Below are 26,050 nucleotides of genomic sequence, written 5' to 3' on the forward strand. Positions count from 1 at the left end.
TGATCACGTGAACAAGCGACAGAACACCATGACGGCCGGTCAGATCAGCAAGCTCGCACGGCGCACCGCCGCTCTCGGCCTGGCCGGGACCGCCGTGCTCGCCCTGACCGTGGGCGCCGGAACGCAGGCCTTCGCCGCGAGCCCCGCGCCCGCCGGTGCCTTCCCGGCGCTGAACCCGGCCGCCCTCCAGGCCGCGATCCAGCCGCAGCCCGGCGACGGGGCGGCCGGTGTGATCGCCCGGGTCGGCGAGCCCGGCCAGACCTGGCGCGGTTCCAGCCTGGACGCGGTGACCGGCAAGCAGATCCCGGCCAACGCCCACTTCCACATCGGCAGCATCTCCAAGACCTTCGAGGCCACGGTCATCCTGCAGCTGGCCGCCGAGGGCCGGGTCGATCTGGACCAGACCGTGCAGTACTACATGCCCGGCCTGCTGTCGGACAAGTTCCAGCCGATCACCATCCGCGAGCTGCTCAACATGACCAGCGGCCTCCCGGACGTGGACGAGGACGCGCCGACCCCGAGCGTGGACGACGAGATCGCCAACCGCTACGACTACCGCACCTTCGACCAGGTCATCCAGGACACCCTGAACCCCAGCGACCCCCACCGCTCCAAGCCCGGCCCGCACTTCGTCCCCGGCACCGAGCAGGAGTACAACTCGCTCGGCTTCCGGATCGGCGGCAAGCTGATCGAGCAGATCACCGGCCACTCCTTCAAGGACGAGGTCGGCAGCCGGATCCTCCAGCCACTGCACCTCGACCAGACCTCGGTCCCCGAGGACGACCCGGTGATGCCCAAGCCGTACCTGCACGGCTACCTGACGAACAGCCAGGGCGAGAACGTGGACGTCAGCGAGCAGGGCGGCGACCCGTCCAACATGATTTCCACCCCGGCCGACCTGGACCACTTCATCACCGCGCTGTTCAAGGGCAAGCTGCTCCCCGCCGCCCAGCTGAACGAGATGTTCACCTTCCCCAAGGGCACGGACGGCAAGGTCGTCCCGTATGCGGGCACCTTCGAGTGCGCCGTCAACGGCAAGCCCGGCCCGGCCTGCTTCGGCGCCGGCCTGATGGCCACCCCGCTGCCCGGCGGCCAGGTCCTCTGGGGCAAGACCGGCCACGACCTCGGCTACTCCAACGGCATGTTCGCCACCCGCGACCTGTCGCTGCGGGGCATCTTCTCGCTCTCCAACATCACCGGCAACGACGGGCCGAACGCGCTCTCCAACCGCCTGCTGCTGGCCGCGATCATGCCGCCGAAGAACTGACCTCGGCCCTGGCGGCCGCCGGATCCGCGCCGCAGGACGCCGCCGCGATCTGGTCCGCGAAGTAGGCCGGTTCCAGCACCCGACCGCGCAGCCGCGCACTGGCGCCCATCGCGCGGTAGACCGCGCGGCGGGCGGCGGCGGCCGGGGGGCTGGACCAGGTGAAGACGCGTTCCTGGCGCAGCTGGAGGGCGCGGGAGCGGGAGACCACCGGCTCGCGTGAGCGCTGGTACTCGGCGGTCGCGCGGTCGAGGGCGGCGGCCGGGGAGCGGCCCCGGGAGCCGGCCGGGTGGGCGAGGGCCTCGGCGACCAGCGGGGCCAGCACGGCGGCGTCGGCCAGCGCGTGGTTCACCCCCTGCCCGAGCACCGGGGAGAGCGTGTGCGCGGCGTCGCCGAGCAGCGCGACACCCGGGGCGGACCAACGCGGCGCCATCGCGCTGAAGATGTCCAGCAATGCCGTGTCATGCCACTCCCCCACCCGTTCGCGCACCGCGCCGGCCAGTTCCGGCGCGAGCTCCTCGACCCGCTCGTGCAGCGCCGCGATGCCGGCCGCCCGCAGCTCGCGCACGCCGCCCTTGGGGATGTTGAGGCCGACCCGCACGGTGGCGCCCCCCGAGTCGGGCAGCACCAGCGCGTGCCGGCCGCCACGGATCCGCACCCGGTAGCGCGGCTCGGCCCACTCGGCCGGGCGCGGCAGCCGCAGCCAGAGCACGTCCCGCTCCAGCGGGCGACGCTCGACCCGCAGGCCCGCCCACTCGGCGGTGCGCCCGTACCGGCCGTCGGCGGCGACGGTCAGCGAGGCCCGCAGCTCGCCGGAGCCGGTCGCGACGCCGACCACCCGGCCCGCCTCGCGCAGCAGACCGGTCACCGACGTGCGCCGCAGCAGCCGGAAGCCCTCGAACCGCTCGGCGGCCGAGGCGAGTTCGGCCAGCAACCGGGCCTGCGGTACCTCCCACGGATACCGGAAGTCGTAGCGGAACGCGCCGAAGTCGACCGAGAGCACCGGCCGGCCGCCGTCGGCGACCTCCAGCCCGCGCACCGGCAGCGCCTCGTCGCGCAGCCGCTCCAGCACCCCGAACCGGTCCAGCAGCCGGACGCCGTCCGGCGAGAGCGACTCGCCGCGGAAGTCCCGCCGCCCGTCCGCCGCGCGCTCCAGCACGGTCACCCGCACACCGCGGCGGGCGAGTTCCAGCGCGAGCGCGAGACCGCCCGGGCCGCCGCCCACCACGGCCACGTCGGTGGCGGTGGTGGCGGTGGTGGCGCTCATGCCGCCACCGGCCGCAGGCCCAGCGGCTCGACGGCCGCACCGACCGGCGCCAGGTCGCTCCGGAGCAGCTCGCTCTCCGGCCCGCCGAGCGCCATCAGCGCCTCCATCAGGCCTTCGTCCAGCATGGTGCCGGCCGCGGTGTCCGCGGTGTCACCGAAGCCGGCGTCGTAGAGCGCCCAGCTGACCGTGTACCGGCTCTCGACCTGGTAGGTGCCGAAGCTCCACTCGTGCCCGGTGCCGGGCGAACCGTCCGGGCGCAGCACCTGGACCGGCCGGCCGCTCGGGCCGAAGCCGAACTCGTTGAAGCGGAACCGCAGCCCCTGGCCGATCGCCTTGCTGTACGCCTCCTTGAGCGTCCACAGCCGGACCATCTCCTGGTTGCGGTCGTCGTCGGCCACCTCGGCCAGCATCTCGCGCTCGGCCGGCGTGCAGATCTGCCGCTCGATGCCGGGCACCATCATCGAGCGCTCCGAGGATTCCGCGTCCACGCCGATCCAGCCCAGCCGGGTGACGCCGACCAGCAGCAGGTCCTCGGTGTGGCTGAGACTGATGTCGATCTGGTCGCAGCCGCGCAGGTACGGCCGCCCGCCGGGCTTGTAGGCGAGCTCGACGGCCTGCGGCGAGGAGTCGATCACCTTGGCCGCGACGTGCTTGAGCAGCAACCGGGAGGCGGCGAACCTGGCCCGCACCTGCTGGTGCGTCATGGCGCTGTAGCGCGGCCAGTCCCGGCCCAGCACCTCCTTGAGCTCCGGATCGTCCAGATCGGCCGGGATCCAGTCCTCCAGCAGCGCGTGCACCATGACGGCGCCGCGCTCATGCAGGCACTCCAGGATCCGGCGCCAGGGTCCGGCCGGGCTGCGCAGCCGGATCGGCGCCCCCACCGCCGGCCCCGAGACGGTGTCGGGGCTCGTCCCAGCCCCCGGGAACAGCGGCATCGCAGCCCTCCAGCAGTTCGACAAGCTCGTTGAGGATCTCCGCCGCCGTGGCGCCGTCGATCACTCGGTGGTCAAAGGTGAGGCCCAGATGCAGGGTTGGGGCGACGGCGAGCACGCCGCCGCGCACCACCGGTCGGTCCGCGATCCGGCCGGCGGTGAGCGTGACGGCGGTGCCGCCGTAGGAGTGGAAGGTGTCCACGCCCGGCCGCCCGAGCATGCTCACCGCGACCGTCCCGAGCAGTTCCTGCCGCTTGGCCGGCGAGGCGACGGCGGTCCGGAAGGCCAGCCGGCCGAGCGGCGCGGGCAGCCGCCCGAGCAGCCGGACGCCGGCCGCGCCCGGCAGTTCGCCGAGCGGGCCGTCCCGGTAGCGGTCCACCAGCTGCTGGACCTCGGCCAGCGTCAGCCGGTCGACGTCGCGCAGCACGGCGGTGCGCACCGCGCGTTCGCTGCCCGCGCCGCGGTCCAGCGCGAGCTTGGCGTGCACGCCGGGGTAGCGCACCGTGCGCGGGACCGGGCCGCCGAGCGCGGCCGCGTTGGCCTCCGGGTGGCGGGCCAGCACCCGGCCGGCGGCGAGCAGCAGGTAGCTGACCGGCGAGTAGCGCTCACCGCGGGCGCGGGCCGCGGCGCGGTGGGCGAGCAGGCCGGTCAGCTCGACCTGGGCACCGAGCTGGACCGGGGCCGCCGCGCGGGCCCAGGAGAGGAAGTAGCGGGTGTGCCGGCGGGCCCGGTCGGCCCGCCGGCGTTCGGACGGTCGGTCCGTGGCCGGCCGGCGGACATCCTGGTCGGCCGTCATGGCGCGGACACCCAGGCGTACACCTCGGCCAGCGTCCGGGCGGTGAGCACCTCGGCGACCGGCACCGGACGGCCGAGCTCGGCCTCCAGCGCGGCGACCAGGCGGATGAAGTGCAGCGAGTCCCAGCCGGGCAGCACGGACAGCGGCCGCTCGGCGTCGGCCGCCTCCAGCGCCAACCCCACCTCGCGGTTGACCAGTTCGATCAGGTCGGCAGCGGTACGCACGTGTCCTCCTTCGGGGCGGCCACCGGCAGCACCAGTTCGATCTGCTCGGGTGCCGTGACCGCGGGCGCGGTGCGGCGGACCAGCAGCTGCTCGTCGGCGGTCGGCACGAAGCCGTGCCGCACCAGCAGCTCGCGCACGGCCGGGTTGGCCGGGGTCGGCCGCCAGCGCGCGGCCAGCTCGGTCGCGCCCGCCTCCCGGGCCAGCCGGAGCAGCCCGGCCAGCGCCGCGTCCTCCGCCTCCCGGCCCAGCGCCCGGCAGCTGAGCACCAGTTGGTCCAGGCACCAGGCCGGGCCGGCGGCGTCGAACCCGGCAGTGTCGAGGAAGAGCGCGCCGACCAAGCCTTCGTCCCCGTACCGGTCGGTCACCCGGATCGTCAGCACGCTCCCGGCGGCCGCCCGCTCGCGCACCTCGGCGACCGACCAGCGCTCGCCGGTGGCGTTGAACCGATTGGTGCGCAGCGTCAGTTGGGAGATCCGCGGGTAGTCCTCAGGACGCGCCGGGGCGAGCTCGACCCGGACCTGGAGCGAGCGCAGGTAGTCCCGGTGGTCCAGCGCGGTGGCGCGCAGCTCGCCGCGCAGGTTGCGGGCGCGGTACCGGTCGGGGCGCTCGCGGTCCTCCTCGGTCAGCTCCAGCACGTCGAACCAGCCGTCGGCCAGCAGCCGTTCCACGTGCAGCGCCGGTTCGGCGTCGAACGGCAGCACGGCGACCCGGGGCAGCGCGGCCGCGATCGCGCCGCGCTCCACCGCACTGTCGTCGGCGAAGACCAGCGAGTCGGGGGCGATCCCGAGCTGCTCGGCGATCTCCAGCAGGCTGCGGTACTTGGGGTGCCAGCCGGCCCGCAGCTGTGCGAAGTCCGCCTCGCGCAGCAGCATGTCGGGGTGGAAGCGCAGTGCGGCGCGGACCGCCTGCGCGTCGTTCTTGGTACTCACCGCGAGCAGCACGCCCTGACCGGCGAGTTGGCGGACCACCCGCTGCAACGCGTGGAAGGCCTGGCCGCGCAGCCCGCCGGCCGGGCGGATCCCGTCCGGACCGTCCTCGTCCAGCACGCCGTCCCAGAGCGTGCCGTCGAGGTCCAGCACCAGGCACTTGCGGGTGTCGCCGCGCAGCGCGCGGGCCACGTGGGCGACCTCCCGGGCATAGCCGGCCAGCAGCTCCCCGCTCAGCTCGAGGCCGGCGTAGCAGCCGAGTCGCGGGTCGTCGGTGCGCACGCCGGAGGCGGCGAGCGGGTCCAGGTCGAGCACCACCACGCCCTCGGCCGGGCGGGCCAGCCGCAGCAGCCGGGCATTGAACTCCCGCCAGATGGCACCGAGTTCGGCGCGCGCGCCGAGATCGAGCAGCTGGCGCGTCCAACGCTGGGGCAGCGAGACGGTGTTGAGCACCAGGGTGCCGGCCCGCTGCCCGGCGAAACCGGCCGCCAGCCCGGCCAGCAGCGTCAGCCGCTCGGCCAGCAGCCGCTCGGCGTCGGCCGCGCGCCAGCCGATCGGCAGGCCCTCCAGCAGCGTGGCGGGGTCCAGCAGGCAGAGCGCGAGGTCCGGCCGGTGTGCCCGCAGCGGGCTGGTCGGGTCGGCCAACTCGCGGATCCAGCCGTTGAATTCGCCGCTGCGCGCGTCGAGCAGCAGGCCGTGCCTGGCCAGCTCGCCGGCCAGCGGCGCGAGCACCGGCGCGGTCACCGTCCGGCCGCCGGAGACGGTGACCCGGACCACCGGCTGGTCCGGGTGCGCCGCCAGCACCTCGGCCGGGTCGAGCCGGGCGAGCAGCGCGCCGGCCCGGCGCAGCCCGTCCTCGTCCCCGTCCTGGAACGACGCCGCGAGCAGCGCGGCGACCTGCGGGTACTCGGCGATCAGCCGGTCCTGCCGGTGGAGTTCGTCGATCGTTCTGCGGCCGGTCGTGCCGCTGCTCGTTCTGCCCGTCGTCCTGATCGTCACAGCGCCTCCAGAGCGAATCCCGCGGTTATCCATCGACTCGACTCGACGCAGGCCCCCAGGGCCCGGCGGCCGCCGCCCGGCTTGTCCGGCTTGCCCGGCTTGCGCAGCGCGGCCAGCAGCAGCTCCAACTGGCTGAAGAGCAGCGCGTTCCCGGTGTTCCCGGTGTCGGCCACGCAGGACAGCTCGACCGCCTCGTCCAGGTCCAGCGCGGCGCGCAGCCCGGTGGTGAGCTTCGCCGTCATCCGGCCGCCCAGCTGCGGCGGCAGCAGGAAGTCCACCTCGTGGGCCGACCAGCCGAGCTCGTCCAGCACCCGGGCGCAGGCCTGCCTGGCCAGTTCGGGGACGTGCTGCTCGACCGCCTTGTAGTCCTCGCTGACCGCCGGGCGATCATCCGCCCGCTCGGCGGCGCCGTACCACTCGACCCGCTGCCCGGGCGGCAGGTCCAGCCCGGTCATCCGGTGGTCCAGCGCACGGAAGAGGGCCGCCCCCGGGCGCGGCGCGGCACCGACCACGGCGGCGCCCGCACCGTCACCGAAGAGCACGTAGTTGACCAGCTCGGCGGGCGGCATCCGGCGGAAGTCGCGGGTCAGGTCGAGGTGCTTGGCGCTGACGTCGCCGCCGAGCACCAGGCCGACCGCCCGGTCAGGCCCTAGCAGCGACCGGGCGAGCGTGAGTGCCTGCACCGCGCCGGAGCAGCCGGACTGCAGCTGCAGCACCGGCACGCCCGCGATGCCGAGCCGCGCGGCGATCTCGGCCGCGGTGGTCGGCATCAGCGCGTCGGGGGTCGCGGTGGCCAGCACCACGAAGGAGAGCTCGGCCGGCGCCACGTCGGCCTGCGCGAGCGCGTCCCGGGCGGCCTGCTCGCCGAGGTCGGCGAGCGTGCAGCGGGCCTCGCCGTCCGCGAGGTCCACGGCAAAGTGTCTGGTGCGGTTGCCGACGAAGATGTCCACCCACTGGGCGGTCAATCCGAGCCGCCCCGCCAGCTCCTCGTTGCCGACCGGACGGCCGGGCAGGGCGGAGGCGACGCCGTAGAGGTACGGGCCGTCGGGCGCCGGCGTCCCCGGCTGCGCGGCCATCAGACCGCGACCTGGGTCAGCTGCGCGCAGAGGTACGCGGTGAGCGTGCCGAGCGCGATCAGGCTGGACATCATCTCCGGGATCGAGAGCTCGCCGAGCGCCGGAATCCGCTCCTCCAGCCGGTACTTGAGCTCCATGAACATCACCGAGTCGAAGCCCAGGTCGTCGTAGAAGCGGTCCTCGTCGCCGAGGTCGGCGGCGACCAGGCCGGTGACGGCGGCCACCGTCTCGCGGACCAGCTCCGGCACCGCCTCGACCGGCACCTCCGCCGGTACCTCGGCCGGCGCCGGCTCGGACGCGGACGGCGGCGCGGACGGCAGCGCGGACGGCAGCGCGGACGGCAGCTGCGCGAGTACGGTCATCTGGTCGTCCTCCCTGACTCCCGGTGTGCCCGGCCCGCCGCCGGTGAGCTGCCTGGCGTCGGTGTGCCAGAACCGCGCGGTGGTGTCGAAACGCTGCGTCGGCAGCCGGTGGTAGCGGCGGTCGGCGCTCCGGTAGAGCGCGTCCCAGCTGAGCTCCACGCCGGTCCGGTACAGCTGCGCGGCCGCCTCGGCCAGCGCGGCGACGCCGGACTCCTCGTGCCGCACCACGCAGACGCCGGTCGGCCGCACCGCCGCACCCGCGCCCATACCCGAGCCCGATCCGGCACCCGCACCGCCCGTCCGGGTGCCCGGAGTCGGCAGCGACAGGGTCAGCGGCAGCAGCGCCGCCGACGGTCCGGGCTCCACCAGGTGGGTCAGCCCGGAGTCGAGCAGCGCCGAGGCCGCGGCCGCGAACCGCACCGGCGCGCTGCCGTGCTCGATCCAGTAGCCGGCGTCGAGCGAGCCGACCTGCCCACCGGTCAGCCCGGAGAAGTACGCCACGCCCGGCGCCGCGAACTCGGTGCCCTCGGCCTCGGCCCGCAGCTGCGCCGGCCCGGCGGCCCGCGCCACGACCAGCCGGGCCGCCGACGCGAGCGGCAGCACCCCGGCGGCCACCGCGGCCGCGTACTCGCCGACGCCGTGCCCGAGCACCGCGTCCGGCCGCAGACCGAGCTCGGCCAGCGTGCGGCCGAGCGCGTACTGCACGGCGAAGAGCGCCGGCTGCGCCCAGCCCGCCGGCAGCTCGGGCCGCTGCCCCGGTGCGGCCAGCAGCCGGGCCACCGAGAGCTTGAGGTACGGGTCCAGCGCGGCCGAGGCGTCGTCCAGGTGCTCCCGGTAGCGCTCGCACTCGCGGTACAGCCGCCCGGTCATCCCGGCGTACGCCGAGCCCTCGCCGCCGAAGAGCAGCGCGGTGACCGGCCGCCCGACCGGGCCACCGGTCGGCTCGGCCGCCCGCAGCGCGGCCGCGAGCGCGGTCCGGCCGGCAGCTGCGCCGCCGCGACTGCCGCTGCCACCGCCACTACCGCCGTCGGCGACCACGGCGACCCGGTGCGCGAAGCCCGTCCGCACCCGGTTGCTGGTCCAGCAGCGCGAGGCGAGGGATGCACCGGCCGGCCCGTCGGCCAGCGCCGCCGCCTGGAGCTCGATGTTGCGGCGCAGCCCGGCCGCGGTCGGCGCGCTCAGCGTGAAGACGCCGACCGCGCCGGCCTCCACCGCGGGCGCGGTCCGCGGCGCGCTGCCGACCAGCACGTGCGCGTTGCTGCCGCCCATGCCGAAGCTGGAGACGCCCGCTAGTACCGGCCCGGCCGGCAGCTCCAGCGGCGCGTCCAGCAGCCGCAGGCCATGCGCGGCGAGGTCCAGCGTCGGGTGCTCCGCCTCGCCGTAGCGGCTGGCCGGCACCCGGCGGTGGTGCAGCGCGAGCACGGCCTTGATCAGCCCGGCCAGTCCGGCCGCGCCCTCGGTGTGCCCGATGCTGCCCTTCACCGAGCCGATCGCGCACGGCACCGTGCGGCCCTCGGCCGCGCCGTAGACCCGGCCGAGCGCCCGGGCCTCGATCAGGTCGCCGACCTGGGTGCCGGTGCCGTGCGCCTCCACCCAGGAGACCTCGGCGGGCGTCACACCGGCCCGCCGGCAGGCGGCCAGCATCACGTCCTGCTGCGCGCGGCGCGAGGGCGCCATGATCCCGTTGCTGCGCCCGTCCTGGTTGACGGCGCTGCCGTGCAGCACGGCGTAGACGGGCCGCCCCTGGGCGAGCGCGTCGGAGAGCCGGCAGAGCACCAGCGCGCCGACGCCCTCGGCCCGCCCGATCCCGTCGGCCCGTGCGCTGAACGGCTTGCAGCGGCCGTCCGGCGCGGCCAGGCCGGACTGTGCGTAGATCTCGTCGAGCACGTCGGTGAGCACCAGGTTCACCCCGGCGGCGAGCGCCTGGTCGCACTCGCCGACCAGCAGCGCGTTCATCGCCAGGTGCACCGCGACCAGCGCGGAGGAGCAGGCCGAGTCCACCGTCAGGCTCGGGCCGCGCAGGTCCAGCTGGTAGGAGAGCCGGTTGGCCAGCATCGAGCGGCCCGCGCCGGTGCCGGTGCGCGGGGTGATCCGCTCGCCGCCGTCCAGCATCAGCCGTGACCAGTCGTCGGCCATCGCGCCGACGTAGACGCCGGTGGCCGAGCCGGCGGTGTCCGCCGGGCCGAAGCCGGCGTCCTCCAGCGCCCGCCAGCCGCTCTGCAGCAGCAGCCGCTGCTGCGGGTCCATCGCCGCGGCCTCCAGCTCGGCGATGCCGAAGAACTCGTGGTCGAAGGCGTCGGCATCGGCCAGGAAGCCGCCCTCGGGACGGTCCGCCCGGCCGCCGGACGGGCGGCGCGAGGCCGGGCGCGGACCGACGGCGTCGCGCCCCTCGTCCAGCAGCGCCCAGAACGCCGCCGGGTCCGGGGCGCCGGGGAACCGGCAGTCCAGCCCCACGACCGCGATCGCGGCGCCCGCGCTCCCGGCGGCCGGGGTCCCGGCGGCCGGTCCCGCGGCATGGGTGGCGGCCGGTTTCACAGCGCGCTCCCGAGGGCACCGGGCGCACTGCGGGCCATCTCCAGTGCCAGGTAGAGCGCGAGCGAGTTCACCGTCGGGTAGTCCCAGGCCACGGTGGGCTCCAGGTAGAGCCCGAAGGCGTCCTCGATGTCGCCGAACAGGCTGAGCGCGGCGACCGAGTCCAGGCCGTACTCGGCGAACGGCAGGCCGGTGTCGATCTCGGCGGGCGAGCGGCGCAGGTACTGGCCGAGCCGCTCGACGAGCCAGTCCCGGAGCAGCTGCTCCTGCCGGCCGGTCACGGAAAACTCCATATCTGATGCTCCTTCAGGTGTGCGACGGGCCCCGAGGGACCGTCAGCCGGCCAGCCGGGTCTCGTACAGGTCGTAGCTGCGGGCGCCGTGGTAGCGCGCCAGGACCTCGTCCAGCAGCCGCTCCACCACCGTGTCGTCGCGCTCGGGCAGCGGCAGGCCGAGCCGGCGGCTGATCCGGACCAGCGCCTCGCGCAGCCAGACCGGGTCGGCCAGGAAGCCCGCCTCGCCCTCCTCGGGCAGCTGCTCGCGCTGATCCCGCTGCGCCTGCCAGACGTTCAGGCAGGCGGCGCCGGCCAGCACCAGCGCGTACCGGTCGGCCAGCGCGAACGCCCGCGGGTTCGCCAGCACCGTGCGGTCCTGCGGCGACATCTCGGCGCACTCGGCCTGCAGCTCGCGCAGCTCGCCGACCAGGCCTGCGACGAGCCGGCGCAGCGCCGGGTCCGCGGCCGGCTCGGCCTCCAGCCGTGCGGCGGCGGCGACCAGCGAGGCGGCCAGCGAGTCCGCGCCACCGGCCAGCCGCAGCCGGTCGGTGTCCAGCGGCGGCAGGTCCTCGGTCAGGCTGAACAGCGCGGCCGGCGCGGGCTCGTCGGCGAACCAGGCCTTCCGGGCGAGGCGCGGCAGCTGCGGGATGATCGTCGCCTGGCAGGCAGCGGTGCCCGCGTGCCCGAGGCTGGTCATCGGCAGGTCCCGGACGTGCTTCTGGAAGACGCCGTACGAGCCGTCCCGCACATAGAAGTTGGCGCCGAGCACCACCGAGAGGTCGTAGGTGGTCTCGTTCAGCAGCTTGGGCACCAGGTACTTGACGACGGCCGCCAGCACGCTGGTCTGCTCCGGCAGCAGGTGCACCGCGCGGGTGGCCACCAGCGAGAGGCAGTCGGAGATCAGCAGATCGACGAACGCCCCGGCCACGGTGGCCCGCGCGTGCGGGATGTCCAGCACCGAACGGCCGTACAGCTGCCGCTCGACGGCGAAGCCGACCACCGTGCGCAGCGCCGTGTCGGCGCCGGCCAGCACCATGCCGGGCACCGCGCTGCGGGTGATCTGGAACGAGCGCAGCGCGATCTCGACGCCCTCGCCGAGCGCGCCGACCAGCGCCTCGCCGGGCAGCGGGCTCTCCCGGAACTCGAAGCCGCCGATCTGGCAGCCGCGCACGCCGACCGTCTCGTAGCGCGGCAGGTAGTCGTAACTGCCCGGCTCCAGCTGCTGCTTGTCGATCAGCAGCACCGAGTGGCTGCGGCTGCCGGCCTGCGGCGCGGTCCGGCTGAACAGCACCAGGGCCTCGGCCCGTTCGGCGTTGTTGATGACCTCCTTGCGACCGTCCAGCAGGAAGCCGCCGTCCCACGGCAGGGCCTCGAACTCGTTGCGGACGAAGTCGTTGCCGTGCGCCAGCTCGTGGTAGGCGATCGCCAACCGGCCGCCGCCGAGCAGCAGTTCGGCGGTGAAGCGCTGCTGCTCGGGGGTGCCGGCGGCCCAGACCGCGATCGCCGCCAGGAAGGACGTGACGCCGTAGCCCAGGCCCAGCGAGGCGTCCCGGCGGAACACCGGGCGCAGCACCCGGGCCAGCACGTCCACCCGGTCGAGCCGGCCGCCGAGCGCGACCGGCACGAACTCGGCGTTCAGGCCGAAGTCGGTCAGCGCCTGCTCGGCTCCGGCGAGCAGCTCGCCGCGCTCGTCGGCGGCCAGCAGCGCGGCGTTTCCGAACGGGTTGGCCGGATCGTGCGGGTTGCCCAACAGCCGCTCCAGCTCGTCGATCCGAGCCAGCGCGGCCTCCTCGGCGGAGTTCCGGGCAGCGGGGTCGGCAACGGCGGCGGGGTCGTCGGCAGCGGCGGGGTCGGCAACAGCGGCGGGGTCGTCGGCAGGGCTCTCGTTCTCGCTCGGGCGGCGGGCCGCGGTGAGGTCTGTCAGCATGTCGGTGGTCCCTCGGCGATCGGGCAGCGCAGCAGGGAGAAGAGGGTGCCCTGCCGGTACTGCGTGGTCAGCCGCCCGAAGAGGCGGTCGAAGAGTTCGTCGTCGGCCCGGCCGCTCGCGCGCTCCCCGAGCAGGTCGAGGATCCGGGTCAGCGCGGCCTCCAGCCACAGCCCGTCCTGCCACAGCCCGGGTTCCGCGTCGGCCGGCAGGGCGTCGGCCTCGGTGCCGACTCCGGCACCGGCTCCGGCGCCGCTGTGCAGCCAGAGCCCGGCGCAGGCGGCTCCCGCGAAGCAGAGCGCGTAGGCGCGGGCCTGCTGGAAGCTCTCGGCGGCGGCCTGCGCCACGGTCTCCGTGCGGGCCGCAAACTGCCGGTGCAACTCGTCCGCGTAGACCATGAGTTCGCCCGCCCGATCGGCCGCGCCGGCCAGCTCGGGGCGCTCGACGGCCAGCGCGCGCAGCTGGACCACCGCCTCCGGCAGCGTGCCGACCACGCTGCTGCCGTAGCGCGACAGCAGCGCGAGGCGCTCCGGACGCACCGGCGGCAGCTCCTCGCGCAGGTCGAACAGCCTTGCCAGCTGCGGGCGGTGGTCCGGCGCGGCGAGGTAGTTGCGGGCCAGCGCGCGGAACTGCGCGACCAGCGAGTACAGGTTGACCAGCGTGTTGCCGTCGAAGATCCCGACGATCCGGTGGTCCCGGGCCAGCTTCTGGAACGTGCCGTAGTCGTCCAGGTCGGCCAGGAACGAGCGGGCACCGAGCAGCCCGCCGAGCCGTGCGATCGCACCGTCGGCGAGCGTCGGGACCAGGAACTTGGCCACGGCGGAGGTCACGCTGAGCTCGCTGGTCAGCAGGTGGGCGCTGCGGGTGGCCACCAGGCTCAGCGCCTCGCCGATCAGCTGGTCGGCGTAGACCTCGGCGAGCTGCCGGCGGGTCGTCGGCAGCTCGGCCAGCTTCCGCCCGTAGAGCTCGCGTTCGCAGGCGAACCGGGTGACGATCCGCAGCGCGTTGTCCAGCGCGCCGAGCGAGAGCGCCGAGCAGAGCGTGCGGGAGATCTGCAGCGCCTTCAGCAGCAGCTCGGCGCCGATGCCCTCGCCGCCGATCGCCGCCCCGGCGCCGACCCGGGCGTCCTGGAGCACCAGCCCGCTGATGTCGGCGCCACGGATCCCGTGCGTCGGCACCTTCGGCAGGCAGCGGTAACTGTCCGGGCGCAGCGCCTGCTTGTCCACCAGCAGCAGGGTGAAGCCGCGCGGCCCGCCGACCGGCGAGGTGCGGGCCAGCAGGCAGAGCAGCCGGCTGCGGGTGGCGTTGTTGATCAGCCACTTCTCGCCGTTCAGCAGGTAGCCGCCGCCCGACGGGTCCGCGGTCAGCTCGCCGGCCATGATGTCGCTGCCGTGGGTGCGCTCGGTCAGCCCGAGCGACACCTGGGCGCCGCCGAGCACGAGTTCGCCGAGCCGGCGGGCGGCCGCCTCGTCCCCGGCCATCCAGACCGGCACCGAGCCGAGGAAGGTCTTGCCGTGCGCGATCGCGGTGGTCAGGTCGCGCCGGGCCAGCGTGCGGATCAGCCGGTGCAGTTCGGTGTAGTCGGTCAGCGTGCCGCCGTACTCGGCGGGCACGTAGTACGCCGGCAGGCCCCAGGCGTCGAGCGCCGCGCAGGCCGCGGCGGGGAACGCCTCGGCCCGGTCGTCCACGAGGGCCTGACGGTAGGTCAGATCACCGTGTGCGCTGGGGTCCCCGAGATCGCGTTCGAGCCGGTCGGCCGGGTCGTCCCTCCGGGCCGTCTCGGCAGCGGTCGCGTTCACCACGCCCCACCCACCGCGACCCCCGCTCCGTGCACCAGCTCGCGCAGCTGCGGGTCGAGCACCTGGTGCAGCGGGCGCAGGCTGCCGCTGAGGAAGAGCTTGCGCATCTCGCCGCGCTGCAGCTTGCCGCTGGTGGTGCGGCGCACCGTGCCGGGGCGGACCAGCAGCACGTTCTCGGCCGGCACGTCGAACTCCTTGGCGATGCACTGCTGGGCGGCCGAGACCAGCGCCGCCAGGTCGCCCTCGCGCTCCGCGAGCGGACGCACCTCCTGCACCAGCACGACCTGCTCGCGCCCGGTGTCCACGCCGAAGACCGCGCCCGCGCCGAACATCAGGCTGACCCGCTGCACGGTGCGCTCGATGTCCTGCGGGTAGAGGTTGCGGCCCGACATGATGACGATCTCCTTGAGCCGCCCGGTGACGAACAGCTCACCGTCCTCCAGCACGCCGCTGTCACCGGTGCGCAGGAAACCGCCGTCGCCGTTCGCGGTGACCGCCTGGAACGCGTGCGCGGTCTCGGCCTGCCGCTTCCAGTAGCCGCGCGCCACGCTCGCGCCGCGGACCCAGATCTCGCCGATCGTGCCGTCCGGCAGCACCTTGCGGGTCTCGGGGTCGACGATCCGCAGGTCGAAGTCGCGGGCCCGCCCGGAGCTGACCAGGGTGCGGGTCGGCTCGCCGGCGGTGGGCGGTGCGATCCGGTGCTCGGCGAGCGCCGCCGCGTCCACCTCGCGCTCGACCGGCTCGATGCCGTTGTCGCCACCGGTCACCAGCAGCGTCGTCTCGGCCAGGCCGTAGCAGGGGTAGAGCGCGGAGCGGCGCAGGCCCACCGGCGCGAACCGGTCGGCGAAGTCGCGCAGCGTCTCGGCGCGGACCGGCTCGGCGCCGTTCACCGCCGTCTCCCAGCGCGACAGGTCCAGCCCGTCCAGCTGCTCGTCGGTCACCCGGCGCAGGCAGAGCTCGTAGCCGAAGTTCGGGCCGCCGCCGGTGGTGATGCCGTGCTCGCTGATCATCCGCAGCCAGCTGACCGGCCGGCGCACGAAGCTGCTCGGCGGCATCAGCACGCCGGTCGCGCCCAGGTAGAGCGGGTGCAGCAGGTGGCCGACCAGGCCCATGTCGTGGTGGAACGGCAGCCATCCGCCGATCACCGAGTCCGGCCCGGTGCGCATCGCGTTCGAGATCGCGGCCTGGTTCGCCAGCAGGTCGTCCTGACCGACCATCACGCCCTTGGGCTCACTGGTCGAGCCGGAGGTGTACTGGAGGAAGGCCAGCGCGTCGGGCGCGATCGAGCCGGGCCGCCAGTCGGCCGGGTCGAGCCCGCCGATCCGGTCGGTCGCCAGGCAGCGCACCTCGCCGTGGCCCGCCTCGGCGAGCGTCAGCGAGACGTCGGGGGCGTGCGAGGAGTCGGTCAGGATCATCCGGACGGCCGCGTCCTTGACGATCGCCAGGCAGCGCTCGGTGTGGTGGCGCCCGCTGCCCGGCGGCGGGGCCGGCACCGCGACCGCGCCGGCGTAGAGGCAGCCGAGGAAGCTGCTGACGAACTGCGCGCCGGTGGACTGCAGGATCAGCACGCGCTCGCCCGCCGCGCCGTGCTCCTGGAGCCAGGCCGCGACCCGGCGGGCCGACCGGTCGAGTTCCCCGTAGGAGAGCGCCCGGGGCTCCAGGCCCTCACGGGTCTGCTCCAGGAACACGTACGCGGTCCGGTCGGCCAGCTCGGCGGTCCGGTTCAGCACCAGCTCGGTGAAACTCTGTGCGGTCACGGCCAATCCCCCTGATTGTGCACTGACTGGTGTTCGAGGACGCACCCGCGCGGCGTAGCGGGACGCACGTCGCGAAGCGGACGGCCCGACCTTGAGGCCCGGGGCTAGAGGGGGTCTCGAACGCCCGTGGACCAGCGCCTGAGCTCGACCGTGCCAGGCAACGCCGCGGCCCTGTCGGGGGCCGGCCGGACCGGCGCGGGACCCGTCACCGGACCCGCTGCCGGACCTGCTGCCGGACCTGCTTCAGGCCTGCTCCGGGCACCCTGCGCGCCGGTGCGCGTCAGACCCTCCCGAGCTCCAGGTGCTGTTCCAGCTCCTGCTTGAGCCGGCGCTCCAGCGAGCTCAGCGGCTCGGCCGGGCAGAGCCGCTCCGGGTGGTTCGCAGACGGGCCGGCCAGCCCGAAGCCCGGATCGTCCAGCCCACCGGTGAACCAGCGTTCGGCCAGCTCGGCCGGGCTCTCCCACAGCGGACCCGGCACGAAACCTCCGAAGCAGGCGCCGACCGCCGCCAGCCCCTGGAACCCGGGCGCGCTCATCAGCCGCAGCAGCGCGCGCCCCGACTTCGTCCCCCAACCATTCATGTGCTGCCTCCTTCGTCCGCCGGGAGCCGCCTCCCGGCGCGCTCAGCGTGTGCACCAGGGCTCAAGGCCCAATCCAGCTCCGCACGAGAGCGGCCCAGCTCCGCACGAGAGCGGCTCCCGGGTTGCCCCCACCGCGTGGGCATCGAACGATGGACAGATGACCGAGCAGCGTGGCTATCTGAGGTACCCGCACCTGGCGGGGCCGCTGCTGGCCCTGACCGCCGAGGACGACGTCTGGCTCGCCCCGCTCGGGCCCGACGGAGCGTCAGGCCGGGCCTGGCGGGTCAGCTGCGACCGGACCAGGGTGAGCAACCCCCGGATCTCCCCCGACGGCCGCACCCTCGCCTGGACCAGCTGGGCCGCGCTCACCCCGGAGGTGTGGACGGCCCCGGTCGGCGGCGGCGAGGCGGTCCGGCTGAGCTACTGGGCCAGCCAGGACACCCGGGTGCGCGGCTGGCTGCCCTCCGGCGAGGTGCTCGCGGTCACCTCGTTCCACGAGCCGTTCGCGCACTACACCTGGGCGCACGCGCTCCCACCGGACGGCTCGCCGGCCGTCCGCCGGCCCTGGGGCCCGGTCCGCGACGCCCAGGTGACCGCCGAGCACACGCTGCTGCTGACCGCCTGCGCCCCGCACGAGCCCGCCGCCTGGAAGCGCTACCGGGGCGGCGCCACCGGCCGGCTCTGGCTGGACGGCGAGCCGCTGCTGCCCGGGCTCGGCGGCCACCTCGCCGCGCCCATGCTGGTGGCCGGGCGAGACGGGCCCCGGGTCGCGTTCCTCTCCGACCACGAGGGCATCGGCAACCTCTACTCCTGCCGCCCCGACGGCGCCGACCTGCGCCGGCACACCGACCACGCGAGCTACTACGCCCGCGAGGCCGCCACCGACGGCCACCGGGTGGTCTACCAGCACGCCGGCGACATCTGGCTGCTGGACAGCCTGGACGCGCCCGCCCCGCGCCGCCTGGACGTCCGGCTCGGCGGCTCCCGCGCGGGCCGCCGTCCGTACCAGGTGACGGCCGCCCGGCACCTCAACGACCTGGTCTGCGACGCGACCGGGCGCTCCGGCGTGGTCGGCGTGCGCGGCAGCCTCTACTGGCTCACGCACCGGGACGGCCCGGCCCGCGCGCTCGCCGACACGCCCGGTGTGCGCGCCCGGCTGCCGGTGGTGCTCGGCCACACCGGGCGGGTCGCCTGGGTCACCGACGCCGAGGGCGAGGACGCGATCGAGCACGCGCCGCTGCCGGTGAACGGCCCGGCCGAGCCGCCGCGCCGGATCGCGGCGGGCCGGCTCGGCCGGGTGCTGGAGCTGACCGCCACCCCCGACGGCCGGATGCTCGCCGCCACCGCCTCGGACGGCCGGCTGCTGCTGGTGCGCACCGAGGACGGCGCGGTGCGCGAGCTGGCCCGCTCCACCTACGGCCCGGTGCGCGGCCCGGCCTTCTCGCCGGACTCCTGCTGGCTGGCCTGGTCCCAGCCGGTGGCCGGCCGCTCGCTGCGCCGGATCCGGCTGCAGCGGATCGACGGCGCCTTCGACCCGGCCGGCCACGAGACGCTGCCGCTGGCCGTCACCGAGGGCCGGTTCGAGGACGAGCAGCCGGTCTTCACCCGGGATGGCCGCTACCTGGTCTTCCTCTCCTGGCGCGGCTTCGACCCGGTGCACGACGTGCACACCGGCGACCTGTCGTTCCCGCTCGGCTGCCGCCCGTACCTGGTGCCGCTCGCGGCCGACACGCCCTCGCCGTTCGCCGCGCCGGTCGGTGGCGAGAGCGAGCGCGCGCCGGGCGACGGCACGGTGCTGGTGGACCGGGACGGCATCGAGGACCGGCTGGTGCCGTTCCCGGTGATCGCCTCCAAGTACTCCAACCCGGCCCCGGTGCGCGGCGGCCTGGTCTGGCTGCGCTGGCCGATCTCCGGCACGCTCGGGCAGACCTTCGCCAGCCCGACCGAGACCTCGGGCAACCCGGCCCTGGAGTACTTCGACCTCGGCTCGGCGAACCGGACCACCCTCCAGGAGCAGGTGGACGGCTTCGCGGTGGCGGGCGACGGCACGGCGGTCTCCACGTTCTTCGCCGGCTCCCTGAAGCTGCTGCAACTCCCCTCCCCCGGACTGGGGTTGACCGTTGACCTGCGCCGGATCACGCATATCGTGCAGCCGGGGCCCGAGTGGCGGCAGGCGTACCACGAGGCGGCCCGGGTGGTCCGCGACCAGTTCTGGGATCCGGGGCTCGGCGGGCTGGACTGGGCCGCGCTCACCGCTCAGTACGAGCCGCTGCTGGAGCGGATCGCCTCACCCGACGACTTCGCCGACCTGCTGCGCGAACTGCTCGGCGAGCTCGGCACCTCGCACGCGTACGTCACGCCCGCGCGGCGCGGCGAGGGTCCGCAGCCCGTCCAGCAGCCGCTCGGGCTGCTCGGCGCGACGGTGCGGCGGGCGCCGGACGGCCGCTGGCTGCTGCACCGAGTGCTGCTCGGCGAGTCCTCCGACCCGCGCGCCCGGGCCCCGCTCGCGGCCCACCAGGTGCGCGACGGGGACGAGTTGGTGGCGATCGGCGGCCGGCCGCCGGACCCGGTGCGCGGCCCGATGCCGCTGCTGGCCGGCGCCGGCGGCGCGACGCTGGAGATCGCCCTGCGGCGCGGCGCGGACGGCCCGGACGGCCCGGTGCGCCGGGTCGCGGTCACCCCGCTGACCGACGAACGGCCGCTGCGCTACCAGGAGTGGGTGGCCCGACGCCGGGCGCTGGTACGGGAGTTCAGCGACGGGCTGTGCGGCTACCTGCACATCCCGGACCTCGGCGGCTCCGGCTGGGCCCAGTTCAACCGCGATCTGCGCCGCGAACTCGACCGCCCGGCCCTGCTGTTGGACGTCCGGGGGAACGCCGGTGGCAACGTCTCGGAGCTGGTGCTCGAGAAGCTCAGCCGCCGGGTGCTCGGCTGGGACCACAGCCGGGGCCGCCGCCCGGTCCGCTACCCGCGCGACGCGCCGCGCGGCCCGGTCGTCGCGCTCGCCGACGAGGCGACCAGCTCGGACGGCGACGTGATCATCACCGCCGTCAAGCTGCTGAGGCTGGGCCCGGTGGTCGGCCGGCGCACCTGGGGCGGCGTGGTCGGCACCATCGGGCGGTTCACCCTGGGCGACGGCACGCAGATCTCGGTGCCGGCCAACGCGTCCTGGTTCAGCGGGGGTTACGGCTTCGACGTGGAGAACCACGGGGTCGCGCCGGACGTCACGGTGCTGCGCAGCCCCGCCGACTGGGCGGCCGGGCGCAACACCGAGCTGGCGGAGGCCGTCCGGGTGGCGCTGGAGCTGCTGCGCGAGTACTCTGCCGCCGCCCCACCGCCGGCCGGCACCGCGCGCCCCGACCTGCGCCGGCCGCCACTGCCGCCGCGCGGCTGAGTGGCCGAGTGGCTGAGTGGCTGAGCGCGGCCGTTACCGTAGGTCACCGAACACGCGAGTGGCCGGAGGCTGCTGCCTCCGGCCACTCGCGTATGGGTGTGTGGGTCACCGCTCCCACTCGTGCCCGCCTTCGGCTTCCATGTCGGACTCGGCCTGGAGGTCCTCGCCGGCCTGCTGGGCCCTGCCAGTGGCGCTTCCCATCGCGTCGCTCACCGGGCCCGGCATCCGGTCCGCAGCCTGCTGCTCGGTCGCGGCGGCGCGGTCCTTGGCCGTGTCCATCATGCCGGAGGCCTTGTCACCGGCGTCGGCGGCCTTGTCGCCGTGGTCGCCGAGCATGCCCTTCAGCTTGTCCATGATGCCCATGTCTCCTCCTCGCGGTTCGTCCGACGATGGGCTGCGACCCAACATGCCACCGCTTTCGCCGGTCCGCATGTCGAGCCTGCGCCGAATCCGGTCGCACGTCCAACCGCGAGGCGGGAGGTAGAGCTGGGGCCTGTCGTCAGACCCCAGGGCCCCGCGCTACGGGCGCCAGCCGAGCGTCAGGTCCGGCAGCTTCTCCATGTTGCGTTCGCCGTCACTGCGGTCCAGCTCGGTGAAACCGTGGCGCTCGTAGAACGCGCGGGCGTCGGTGTTCTGCGCGAAGACGCGCAGCGTGAGCGCGTCCGGGCTGTGCCGCTTGACCTCGTCGAGCAGCAGCGTGCCGATGCCCTGGCGGCGGGTGTCAGGGCGGAGGTAGAGGTACTCCAGCGCCTCGCCCTCCAGCGCCGCGTAGCCGAGCACCTCGCCGTCGCGCTCCGCGACCCAGGTCAGGCACTCGGTGAGCAGCACCTCCTCGGCCCAGCGGGTGACCTGCTCGTGGGTGCGCTTCTGCGGCGGCAGGTAGGGCATGGTGGCCGCCCGGGACTCGCGGTGGATCGTGGCGATCACCGGTGCGTCACCGGCAGTGGCGCGACGGACGACAAGGTTCACAGGTACTCCGTACTCAGATGTCTCAGATGTCTCAGATGTAGAGCTGGTCGATGAAGGCGGCCAGCTTGCCGGCGAGGCGGTCGATCTGCTCCTCGACGGTCAGCGACTCCTCCAGCCGCCCGCCCGTCTCCACCGTCTTCAGCCCGCGAAGGTACAGCGAACAGGCCAGATCGGCGCAGATGTAGAGGCCGACCGTGTTGCCCTGGCGGCCGGAAGGGCCCGCCTTGGGAGCCGCCATCAGCGACACGCCGCCGCCGGGGTGCAGGGTCAGGCAGAGCGAGCAGATGCTCTTGCGCAGCCCACCGCGCTGACCGGGCAGCCGCAGCGCGATGCCGACCAGCCGGTCGGCGTGCTCGGCGACGATGTAGGCCCGGTCCGGCGCCTTGGGATCGTGCCACCCCAGGAAGTCGAGGTCGTCCCAGGGCGTCACGGCCAGCTCGCGCGGCAGCGCAAGGCGGGTGGCGTCGCCCTTGGAACAGTTGATGAACGAGCTGCGGATCTCCCGCTCACTGAGTGCCTTCATAGCGGGAACGCTAGTTCTGCCTAGGATCCCTAGGCAAATGTTTAAATGCTCCCGTTGGGCCGACGAAGAGATGGGGTGCCGAATGGCCAGGGCAGGTCTGACGACCGACCGCGTGGTGGCCGCCGCCGCCGAACTCGCGGACCGGGTCGGCTTCGAGCAGGTCACCGTCTCCGCGCTGGCCCGCAGCTTCGGCGTGAAGGACGCGAGCCTGTACTCGCACGTCAGGAATCTCCAGGACCTGCGCGAACGGGTCGCGGTGCTGTCCGCCCGCGAGTTCGCCGACCGGCTGACGGAGGCGATCGCCGGCCGCTCCCGGCGTGACGCGCTGCTCGCCTTCGCCGACGCCTATCGCGGCTTCGCGCTGACCCACCCGGGGCGCTACGCGGCCACTCAGTTCCCGCTCCCGCCGGAAACGCTCGCCACCTCCCCCGGCCACCAGCGGATGATCTCCACCACCGGCGCGGTCCTGCACGCGTACGGCCTCGCCGAACCGCACCAGACCGACGCCGTCCGCCTGCTGCGCAGCGCGTTCCACGGCTACGCGAGCATCCAGGCGGCGGGTGGCTTCGGGCACCCGAGGGATATCGACGAGTCCTGGCACCGGGCGGTCGGCGCACTGGACCAGCTGCTGACCAACTGGCCTACCGACTGAGCTACTTGCCGCACAGGAGCAGCCGAACGGCGGGAGCACACTCGAGGCACGCCCAGATTGGGCGCGCGACCTCGGTAAGACTCGGCAGAGCACCGACCCTGACCGGAATCAACGGCCGCAGCAGGCAGCGCACGCAGCGGGGATGGTGGATCACGCCCACGAGGGGCGCTGGATGCCGGGGAACACCGCACCATGCGCGCTGACGAGATGCTCACGCCACAGCACGCGGGCATCCGCCGCAGCGGATTCGTCACGCCTCACTGCGCGCAGCCGCTCCGCGAAGCAGGTGCACTCGGCACAGCCGAGGACGGCCTCGGGTACCGGCAACTCGTCGATCCCGTAGCTCACTTCGCACGCTCCTCGGCGAGGCACCGGCGGCACTGGCACTGCGTGCTGCGGGGAGCGCGCGGGCGCTCGTAGGGCTCGTCCACGTCGACCGAGTCGCGGGAGATCTCCAGCCGGCCACCGGTGGAGGTGATCCGGTAGACGCGCAGGGTCATCCGGCTTCTAGTCATTGTCTTGCCTCAATTCGTTGTGCAGAGAGGACAGTTGTGCCAGCCGAGCGGGCAGCGCGTCACCGCTGACGATCCGCCCGGTACAGCGGGCATGGGCGCGGATCCAGTCGGCAATCGCGACCAGCGTGGCGGGATTGCAGCCACCGAGGTGGATATGGACACCCTGCGAGGTGATGGTGACCCGCCCAGCGGAGACGGACGCCAGGCCTGGGAGGCCAGCAACCTCGAAAGCATCTTCAAAGCTGCGAACGGCCTGCTCCGCGAGGTCGCGGAGATCTCGCTCACGCCGTTGTTCTTCGGTTTCAATTCGACTTTCCATGACGGATGTTCACCCCTGCGGGTAAGTGATGCAGCCGAACGGTGATGGGCAGCGGGAATACCGATGGACACAGGACCGCTGCACTGAGTAGTGACATGACTACCCAGCGGCGTCTACCATCGCCGGTGCGGAGAGGTTTCGCAACTCTCGAAACCCGAAAGGTGAGTTGAGGTCCAGCTTATGAACGTGAAGCCGCTCAACCCGTCAGCATCCGCCGGTGCCGCTTTCGGAGACCAACTTCGCAGGTCGAGGCTCGAGAAGGGTTGGACGCAAGACGAGCTCGGCGAACGAATGGGCTGCACTGGCGGCCACATCTCCGGCCTGGAAACAGCAGCCAAGTCACCCGGACGTAAGTTCGCAGTGAAGGTCGACGAGACTTTCGGCACCGGCCTGACGTTTCAGATCCTCTGGCAGGCGATCACGAACCGGGCACTGCTGGACGGCTTCTCGGAGTACTTGGGCGAAGAGGCCAAGGCAGCAGAGGTGCGGATGTTCGAGTTGGAAGTGATCCCCGGACCACTTCAGACGCCGGAGTACGCGACAGCCCTCGCGATGGCCGAGGTGGCACGCGGCACCATCACAGAGGATCAAGCCCGATCACGAGTAGCTCTGTTGAAGACACGGCAACGCCGCCTACTGGCGGCCCTGGACAGCCCGTTCGTCTACGTTGTCCTGGGCGAGGGGTGCCTTCGTCGCATTGTGGGCGGCCCCATCGTGATGAGCGGTCAGTTCAGCTATCTCGAAGAGTTGGCTCGTCAGCCCAAGGTGACCATCCAGGTCGCACCGTTCTCCATGGGCGAGCGACGCCCATTCGCGTTGCCCGTGGTCCTACTGACGATGCCCGACCGATCGGTCGTGGGCTATGCCGAGTCTGTCGTACAGGGCCAACTGGAGCGAGACGCTGACACCGTGGCGATCTTGGACAGGAAGTACCATCAGCTACAGGTGAGCGCCAGCTCCGAAGTTGACTCACTGGACATGATCCGCGCTGCTCGGGAGGCACTTGAATGACTGAGATCGACCTGACTCGCGCCCAGTGGGCAAAGTCGTCCTTCAGTGAGGGCGGCGGAAACTGCATCGAGGTCGCCCCCGGCTACCCCGGAGTCATGCCCGTCCGCGACTCCAAGAACCCCAACGGCCCGGCCCTCACCTTCCCCGCCACCGCCTGGCATGCCTTCATCACCACCCTCAAGGCCGGCGACTTCGGCACAATCTGACGAGCGCCCCTGAGACCGATCCGAGCAGCCCGAAAGGAACTTCGGACATGACAGAGATCGACCTGACAGGCGCCCAGTGGGCGAAGTCCTCCTACAGCCAGCAAGGCGGCAACTGCATCGAGGTCGCCCCCGGCTACCCCGACATCACGCCCGTCCGCGACTCCAAGAACCCCAACGGCCCCGCCCTCACCTTCCCCGCCACCGCCTGGCATGCCTTCATCACCACCCTCAAGGCCGGCGACCTCCCAACCGCCTGACGACACCGAAGGTCCCACCCAGCCGGGCCACCACACAGCGATCCGCCTGCGTGGCCCGGCCGGTCTGCCCTGGTTCACGTGGCACGGTGGTGGCATGCCCCCGCTGCCCCTCTCTCGGACCTCCCCTCACCGCGGTCAGGTGATCGTCCTGACCGGGCCGCCCGGTGCCGGCAAGAGCACCGTGGCGCAACTGCTGGCCGATCGCCTGACTCCCAGCGTCCACCTGCACAGCGACGACTTCTGGCACTACATCAAGCAGGGCTGGATCGCGCCTTACCTGCCTGAGGCACATCAACAGAACCGGGTAGTCATGCAGGTACTGGTCTCGGCAGCGTTCGGCTACGCCGACGGCTGTTACCAGGTGATCTGCGACGGCATCATCGGCCCCTGGTTCATCGACCTCTTCCGCGTGACGGCCCGGGAACGAGCCCTGCCCCTGAGCTACGTCATCCTTCGGCCGGACCGACACACCACACTGGAACGGGCCACGAGCCGGACCGGCGACGCTTTGACCAACCCCGAGCCGGTCCGCTCACTGCACGGCCAGTTCAGTAACCTGGGCGCCTACGAGGCCCACGTCCTGGACTCCACCAACCTGACCGCTGAAGCAACCGCCGAGAGCATCCTGCAAGACGTCGCGAGGGGCACTTACCTCCTCAGCCCGAGCGACGACATCACCGATGCGAACGACCCGATCCGCAACTCCTGACAATGGCTCCTCGCAGCGATCCGCAAGCTGAGAGAGCTCGAAGCGTAGAAGGGCTGCCGCGATGAACGAGTCCGCCCGTCCGCTCGGCGGACGGCTGCCGCTGGCCGACCCGGCGACATTCACCCCCGCTCAGCGCGAGCTCTACGACCAACTGCTCGGCTCGTGGGTGGTGCTCACCGACAAGCTGGGCATCCAATCGACGACCGAGGACGGCCGCCTGATCGGCCCGTTCAACGCGCTCCTGCTGCATCCCGAGGTGACGGCGAAGCTGCTGGAGTTCCAGGCCGCCGAGTCGGCGAACACCAGCCTGTCGCCGAGCGTGCGCGAAGTGGTGATCATCGTGCTCGGCTCTGTGTACGACGCGGACTACGAGCTGTACGCGCACAAGTACGTGGCGCGCACCGTCGGACTGGCCGACGACCACGTCGTCGCCCTCTCCAGCGGAGACATCCCGGAGGGCCTGGGCGAGCACGAGAAGCTCGCCGCACGGCTCACCCACGCACTGGCGAAGCGTCACCACATCGACCAGGAGCTGTACCAGGAGGCCGAGTCGGCGTTCGGGGCGAAGGGCCTGTTCGACATCGCCGCCGTGATGGGCGTCTACCACACGGTGTGCACCATGCTCACCCTGTTCGAGGTGCCGGCGCCGTAGCACCAAGGGCGCCCGACGTGCGAACCACGCACGCCGGACGCCCCCTCCCGTGGGCCGGGCCCCGGAGTGGGGGGGAGGGCCCCCCAAGACACTGGCGGAGATTCTCCCCCCCCTCCCCCCCTGGAGGGGTC

26 protein-coding genes are annotated in these 26,050 nt (G+C 73.5%); 8 read left to right on the forward strand and 18 right to left on the reverse strand.

Annotated elements, in window-relative coordinates; all coding sequences use genetic code 11:
- Positions 1 to 7 precede the first annotated feature (7 nt).
- Entirely contained in the window at positions 8 to 1,267 is a 1,260-nt protein-coding gene (locus AC060L_RS10300) for a serine hydrolase domain-containing protein (RefSeq protein WP_483798325.1), read from the forward strand.
- Here AC060L_RS10300 and AC060L_RS10305 read toward each other — a convergent pair.
- From AC060L_RS10305 to AC060L_RS10360, 12 genes are all read right to left on the reverse strand, one after another.
- Complete coding sequence (locus AC060L_RS10305) at positions 1,248 to 2,531, reverse strand: FAD-dependent oxidoreductase (RefSeq protein ID WP_483798326.1); 1,284 nt, start codon at positions 2,529 to 2,531, stop codon at positions 1,248 to 1,250. The two genes, AC060L_RS10300 and AC060L_RS10305, sit on opposite strands and share 20 nt — an antisense overlap.
- Positions 2,528 to 3,460 (reverse strand): 4'-phosphopantetheinyl transferase family protein, encoded by a 933-nt coding sequence (locus AC060L_RS10310; RefSeq protein WP_483798493.1) that lies wholly within the window; start codon positions 3,458 to 3,460, stop codon positions 2,528 to 2,530. The genes AC060L_RS10305 and AC060L_RS10310 overlap by 4 nt, the downstream gene beginning before the upstream one ends.
- On the reverse strand, positions 3,345 to 4,259 hold the full coding sequence (locus tag AC060L_RS10315) for a 2-oxo acid dehydrogenase subunit E2 (protein ID WP_483798327.1): 915 nt from the start codon (positions 4,257 to 4,259) through the stop codon (positions 3,345 to 3,347). Before AC060L_RS10315 ends, AC060L_RS10310 begins: the two co-directional genes overlap by 116 nt.
- Positions 4,256 to 4,483 (reverse strand): acyl carrier protein, encoded by a 228-nt coding sequence (locus AC060L_RS10320; RefSeq protein WP_483798328.1) that lies wholly within the window; start codon positions 4,481 to 4,483, stop codon positions 4,256 to 4,258. Before AC060L_RS10320 ends, AC060L_RS10315 begins: the two co-directional genes overlap by 4 nt.
- Positions 4,462 to 6,408 carry an HAD-IIIC family phosphatase gene (locus AC060L_RS10325; protein WP_483798329.1) on the reverse strand — a complete coding sequence of 649 codons (1,947 nt, stop codon included), beginning with the start codon at positions 6,406 to 6,408 and terminating at the stop codon, positions 4,462 to 4,464. The genes AC060L_RS10320 and AC060L_RS10325 overlap by 22 nt, the downstream gene beginning before the upstream one ends.
- Positions 6,405 to 7,484 (reverse strand): 3-oxoacyl-ACP synthase III family protein, encoded by a 1,080-nt coding sequence (locus AC060L_RS10330; RefSeq protein WP_483798330.1) that lies wholly within the window; start codon positions 7,482 to 7,484, stop codon positions 6,405 to 6,407. The genes AC060L_RS10325 and AC060L_RS10330 overlap by 4 nt, the downstream gene beginning before the upstream one ends.
- The gene (locus AC060L_RS10335; protein ID WP_483798331.1) at positions 7,484 to 10,381 is read right to left on the reverse strand and encodes a type I polyketide synthase; all 2,898 of its coding nucleotides are present in this window, start codon (positions 10,379 to 10,381) and stop codon (positions 7,484 to 7,486) included. The genes AC060L_RS10330 and AC060L_RS10335 overlap by 1 nt, the downstream gene beginning before the upstream one ends.
- Positions 10,378 to 10,671 (reverse strand): acyl carrier protein, encoded by a 294-nt coding sequence (locus AC060L_RS10340; protein WP_483798332.1) that lies wholly within the window; start codon positions 10,669 to 10,671, stop codon positions 10,378 to 10,380. Before AC060L_RS10340 ends, AC060L_RS10335 begins: the two co-directional genes overlap by 4 nt.
- 42 nt (positions 10,672 to 10,713) lie before the next feature.
- Positions 10,714 to 12,579 carry an acyl-CoA dehydrogenase family protein gene (locus AC060L_RS10345; protein WP_483798333.1) on the reverse strand — a complete coding sequence of 622 codons (1,866 nt, stop codon included), beginning with the start codon at positions 12,577 to 12,579 and terminating at the stop codon, positions 10,714 to 10,716.
- Entirely contained in the window at positions 12,573 to 14,375 is a 1,803-nt protein-coding gene (locus tag AC060L_RS10350) for an acyl-CoA dehydrogenase family protein (RefSeq protein WP_483798334.1), read from the reverse strand. Before AC060L_RS10350 ends, AC060L_RS10345 begins: the two co-directional genes overlap by 7 nt.
- Positions 14,372 to 16,132 (reverse strand): fatty acyl-AMP ligase, encoded by a 1,761-nt coding sequence (locus tag AC060L_RS10355; RefSeq protein ID WP_483798335.1) that lies wholly within the window; start codon positions 16,130 to 16,132, stop codon positions 14,372 to 14,374. The genes AC060L_RS10350 and AC060L_RS10355 overlap by 4 nt, the downstream gene beginning before the upstream one ends.
- A gap of 280 nt (positions 16,133 to 16,412) precedes the next feature.
- Positions 16,413 to 16,712 (reverse strand): DUF6059 family protein, encoded by a 300-nt coding sequence (locus AC060L_RS10360; RefSeq protein WP_483798336.1) that lies wholly within the window; start codon positions 16,710 to 16,712, stop codon positions 16,413 to 16,415.
- 157 nt (positions 16,713 to 16,869) lie between these two features.
- Between AC060L_RS10360 and AC060L_RS10365 the strand changes: the two genes are divergently transcribed.
- Positions 16,870 to 20,106: a S41 family peptidase gene (locus AC060L_RS10365; protein WP_483798337.1), complete on the forward strand. Its 3,237-nt coding sequence runs from the start codon at positions 16,870 to 16,872 to the stop codon at positions 20,104 to 20,106.
- Between the two features lie 105 nt (positions 20,107 to 20,211).
- Here AC060L_RS10365 and AC060L_RS10370 read toward each other — a convergent pair whose 3' ends face one another.
- The 3 genes from AC060L_RS10370 to AC060L_RS10380 all read right to left on the reverse strand — a co-directional run bounded on the left by AC060L_RS10370 (position 20,212) and on the right by AC060L_RS10380 (position 21,598).
- Positions 20,212 to 20,469 (reverse strand): hypothetical protein, encoded by a 258-nt coding sequence (locus tag AC060L_RS10370; protein ID WP_483798338.1) that lies wholly within the window; start codon positions 20,467 to 20,469, stop codon positions 20,212 to 20,214.
- 156 nt (positions 20,470 to 20,625) lie between these two features.
- Positions 20,626 to 21,075, reverse strand: a complete 450-nt coding sequence (locus tag AC060L_RS10375; protein ID WP_483798339.1) for an N-acetyltransferase family protein — start codon at positions 21,073 to 21,075, stop codon at positions 20,626 to 20,628.
- 31 nt (positions 21,076 to 21,106) lie between these two features.
- A complete protein-coding gene (locus tag AC060L_RS10380; RefSeq protein WP_483798340.1) occupies positions 21,107 to 21,598 on the reverse strand; it encodes an FBP domain-containing protein in 492 nt (163 codons plus the stop codon).
- Between the two features lie 82 nt (positions 21,599 to 21,680).
- Between AC060L_RS10380 and AC060L_RS10385 the strand changes: the two genes are divergently transcribed.
- Positions 21,681 to 22,250 carry a TetR/AcrR family transcriptional regulator gene (locus tag AC060L_RS10385; RefSeq protein WP_483798341.1) on the forward strand — a complete coding sequence of 190 codons (570 nt, stop codon included), beginning with the start codon at positions 21,681 to 21,683 and terminating at the stop codon, positions 22,248 to 22,250.
- Positions 22,251 to 22,400: 150 nt separating this feature from the next.
- Here the strand turns inward: AC060L_RS10385 and AC060L_RS10390 are convergent, their stop codons facing one another.
- From AC060L_RS10390 to AC060L_RS10400, 3 genes are read right to left on the reverse strand one after another with little or no spacing between them, the layout of a single operon-like run.
- Positions 22,401 to 22,598 (reverse strand): hypothetical protein, encoded by a 198-nt coding sequence (locus tag AC060L_RS10390; RefSeq protein ID WP_483798342.1) that lies wholly within the window; start codon positions 22,596 to 22,598, stop codon positions 22,401 to 22,403.
- Positions 22,595 to 22,750, reverse strand: coding sequence for a hypothetical protein (locus AC060L_RS10395; RefSeq protein ID WP_483798343.1), 156 nt, complete (start codon positions 22,748 to 22,750; stop codon positions 22,595 to 22,597). Before AC060L_RS10395 ends, AC060L_RS10390 begins: the two co-directional genes overlap by 4 nt.
- A 7-nt stretch (positions 22,751 to 22,757) precedes the next feature.
- A complete protein-coding gene (locus AC060L_RS10400; RefSeq protein ID WP_483798344.1) occupies positions 22,758 to 23,084 on the reverse strand; it encodes a hypothetical protein in 327 nt (108 codons plus the stop codon).
- A 180-nt stretch (positions 23,085 to 23,264) separates the two neighbouring features.
- Here AC060L_RS10400 and AC060L_RS10405 point away from each other — a divergent pair, with 180 nt between their 5' ends.
- From AC060L_RS10405 to AC060L_RS10425, 5 genes are all read left to right on the forward strand, one after another.
- A complete protein-coding gene (locus AC060L_RS10405) occupies positions 23,265 to 24,095 on the forward strand; it encodes a helix-turn-helix domain-containing protein (protein WP_483798345.1) in 831 nt (276 codons plus the stop codon).
- On the forward strand, positions 24,092 to 24,301 hold the full coding sequence (locus AC060L_RS10410) for a DUF397 domain-containing protein (RefSeq protein WP_483798346.1): 210 nt from the start codon (positions 24,092 to 24,094) through the stop codon (positions 24,299 to 24,301). The genes AC060L_RS10405 and AC060L_RS10410 overlap by 4 nt, the downstream gene beginning before the upstream one ends.
- A gap of 47 nt (positions 24,302 to 24,348) precedes the next feature.
- Positions 24,349 to 24,558 carry a DUF397 domain-containing protein gene (locus AC060L_RS10415; protein WP_483798347.1) on the forward strand — a complete coding sequence of 70 codons (210 nt, stop codon included), beginning with the start codon at positions 24,349 to 24,351 and terminating at the stop codon, positions 24,556 to 24,558.
- Positions 24,559 to 24,697: 139 nt separating this feature from the next.
- Positions 24,698 to 25,267, forward strand: coding sequence for an AAA family ATPase (locus tag AC060L_RS10420; protein ID WP_483798348.1), 570 nt, complete (start codon positions 24,698 to 24,700; stop codon positions 25,265 to 25,267).
- Positions 25,268 to 25,328: 61 nt separating this feature from the next.
- On the forward strand, positions 25,329 to 25,919 hold the full coding sequence (locus AC060L_RS10425) for a carboxymuconolactone decarboxylase family protein (RefSeq protein ID WP_483798349.1): 591 nt from the start codon (positions 25,329 to 25,331) through the stop codon (positions 25,917 to 25,919).
- The last annotated feature ends 131 nt before the right edge of the window (positions 25,920 to 26,050 follow it).

This window comes from Kitasatospora sp. NEAU-69, assembly GCF_057158765.1.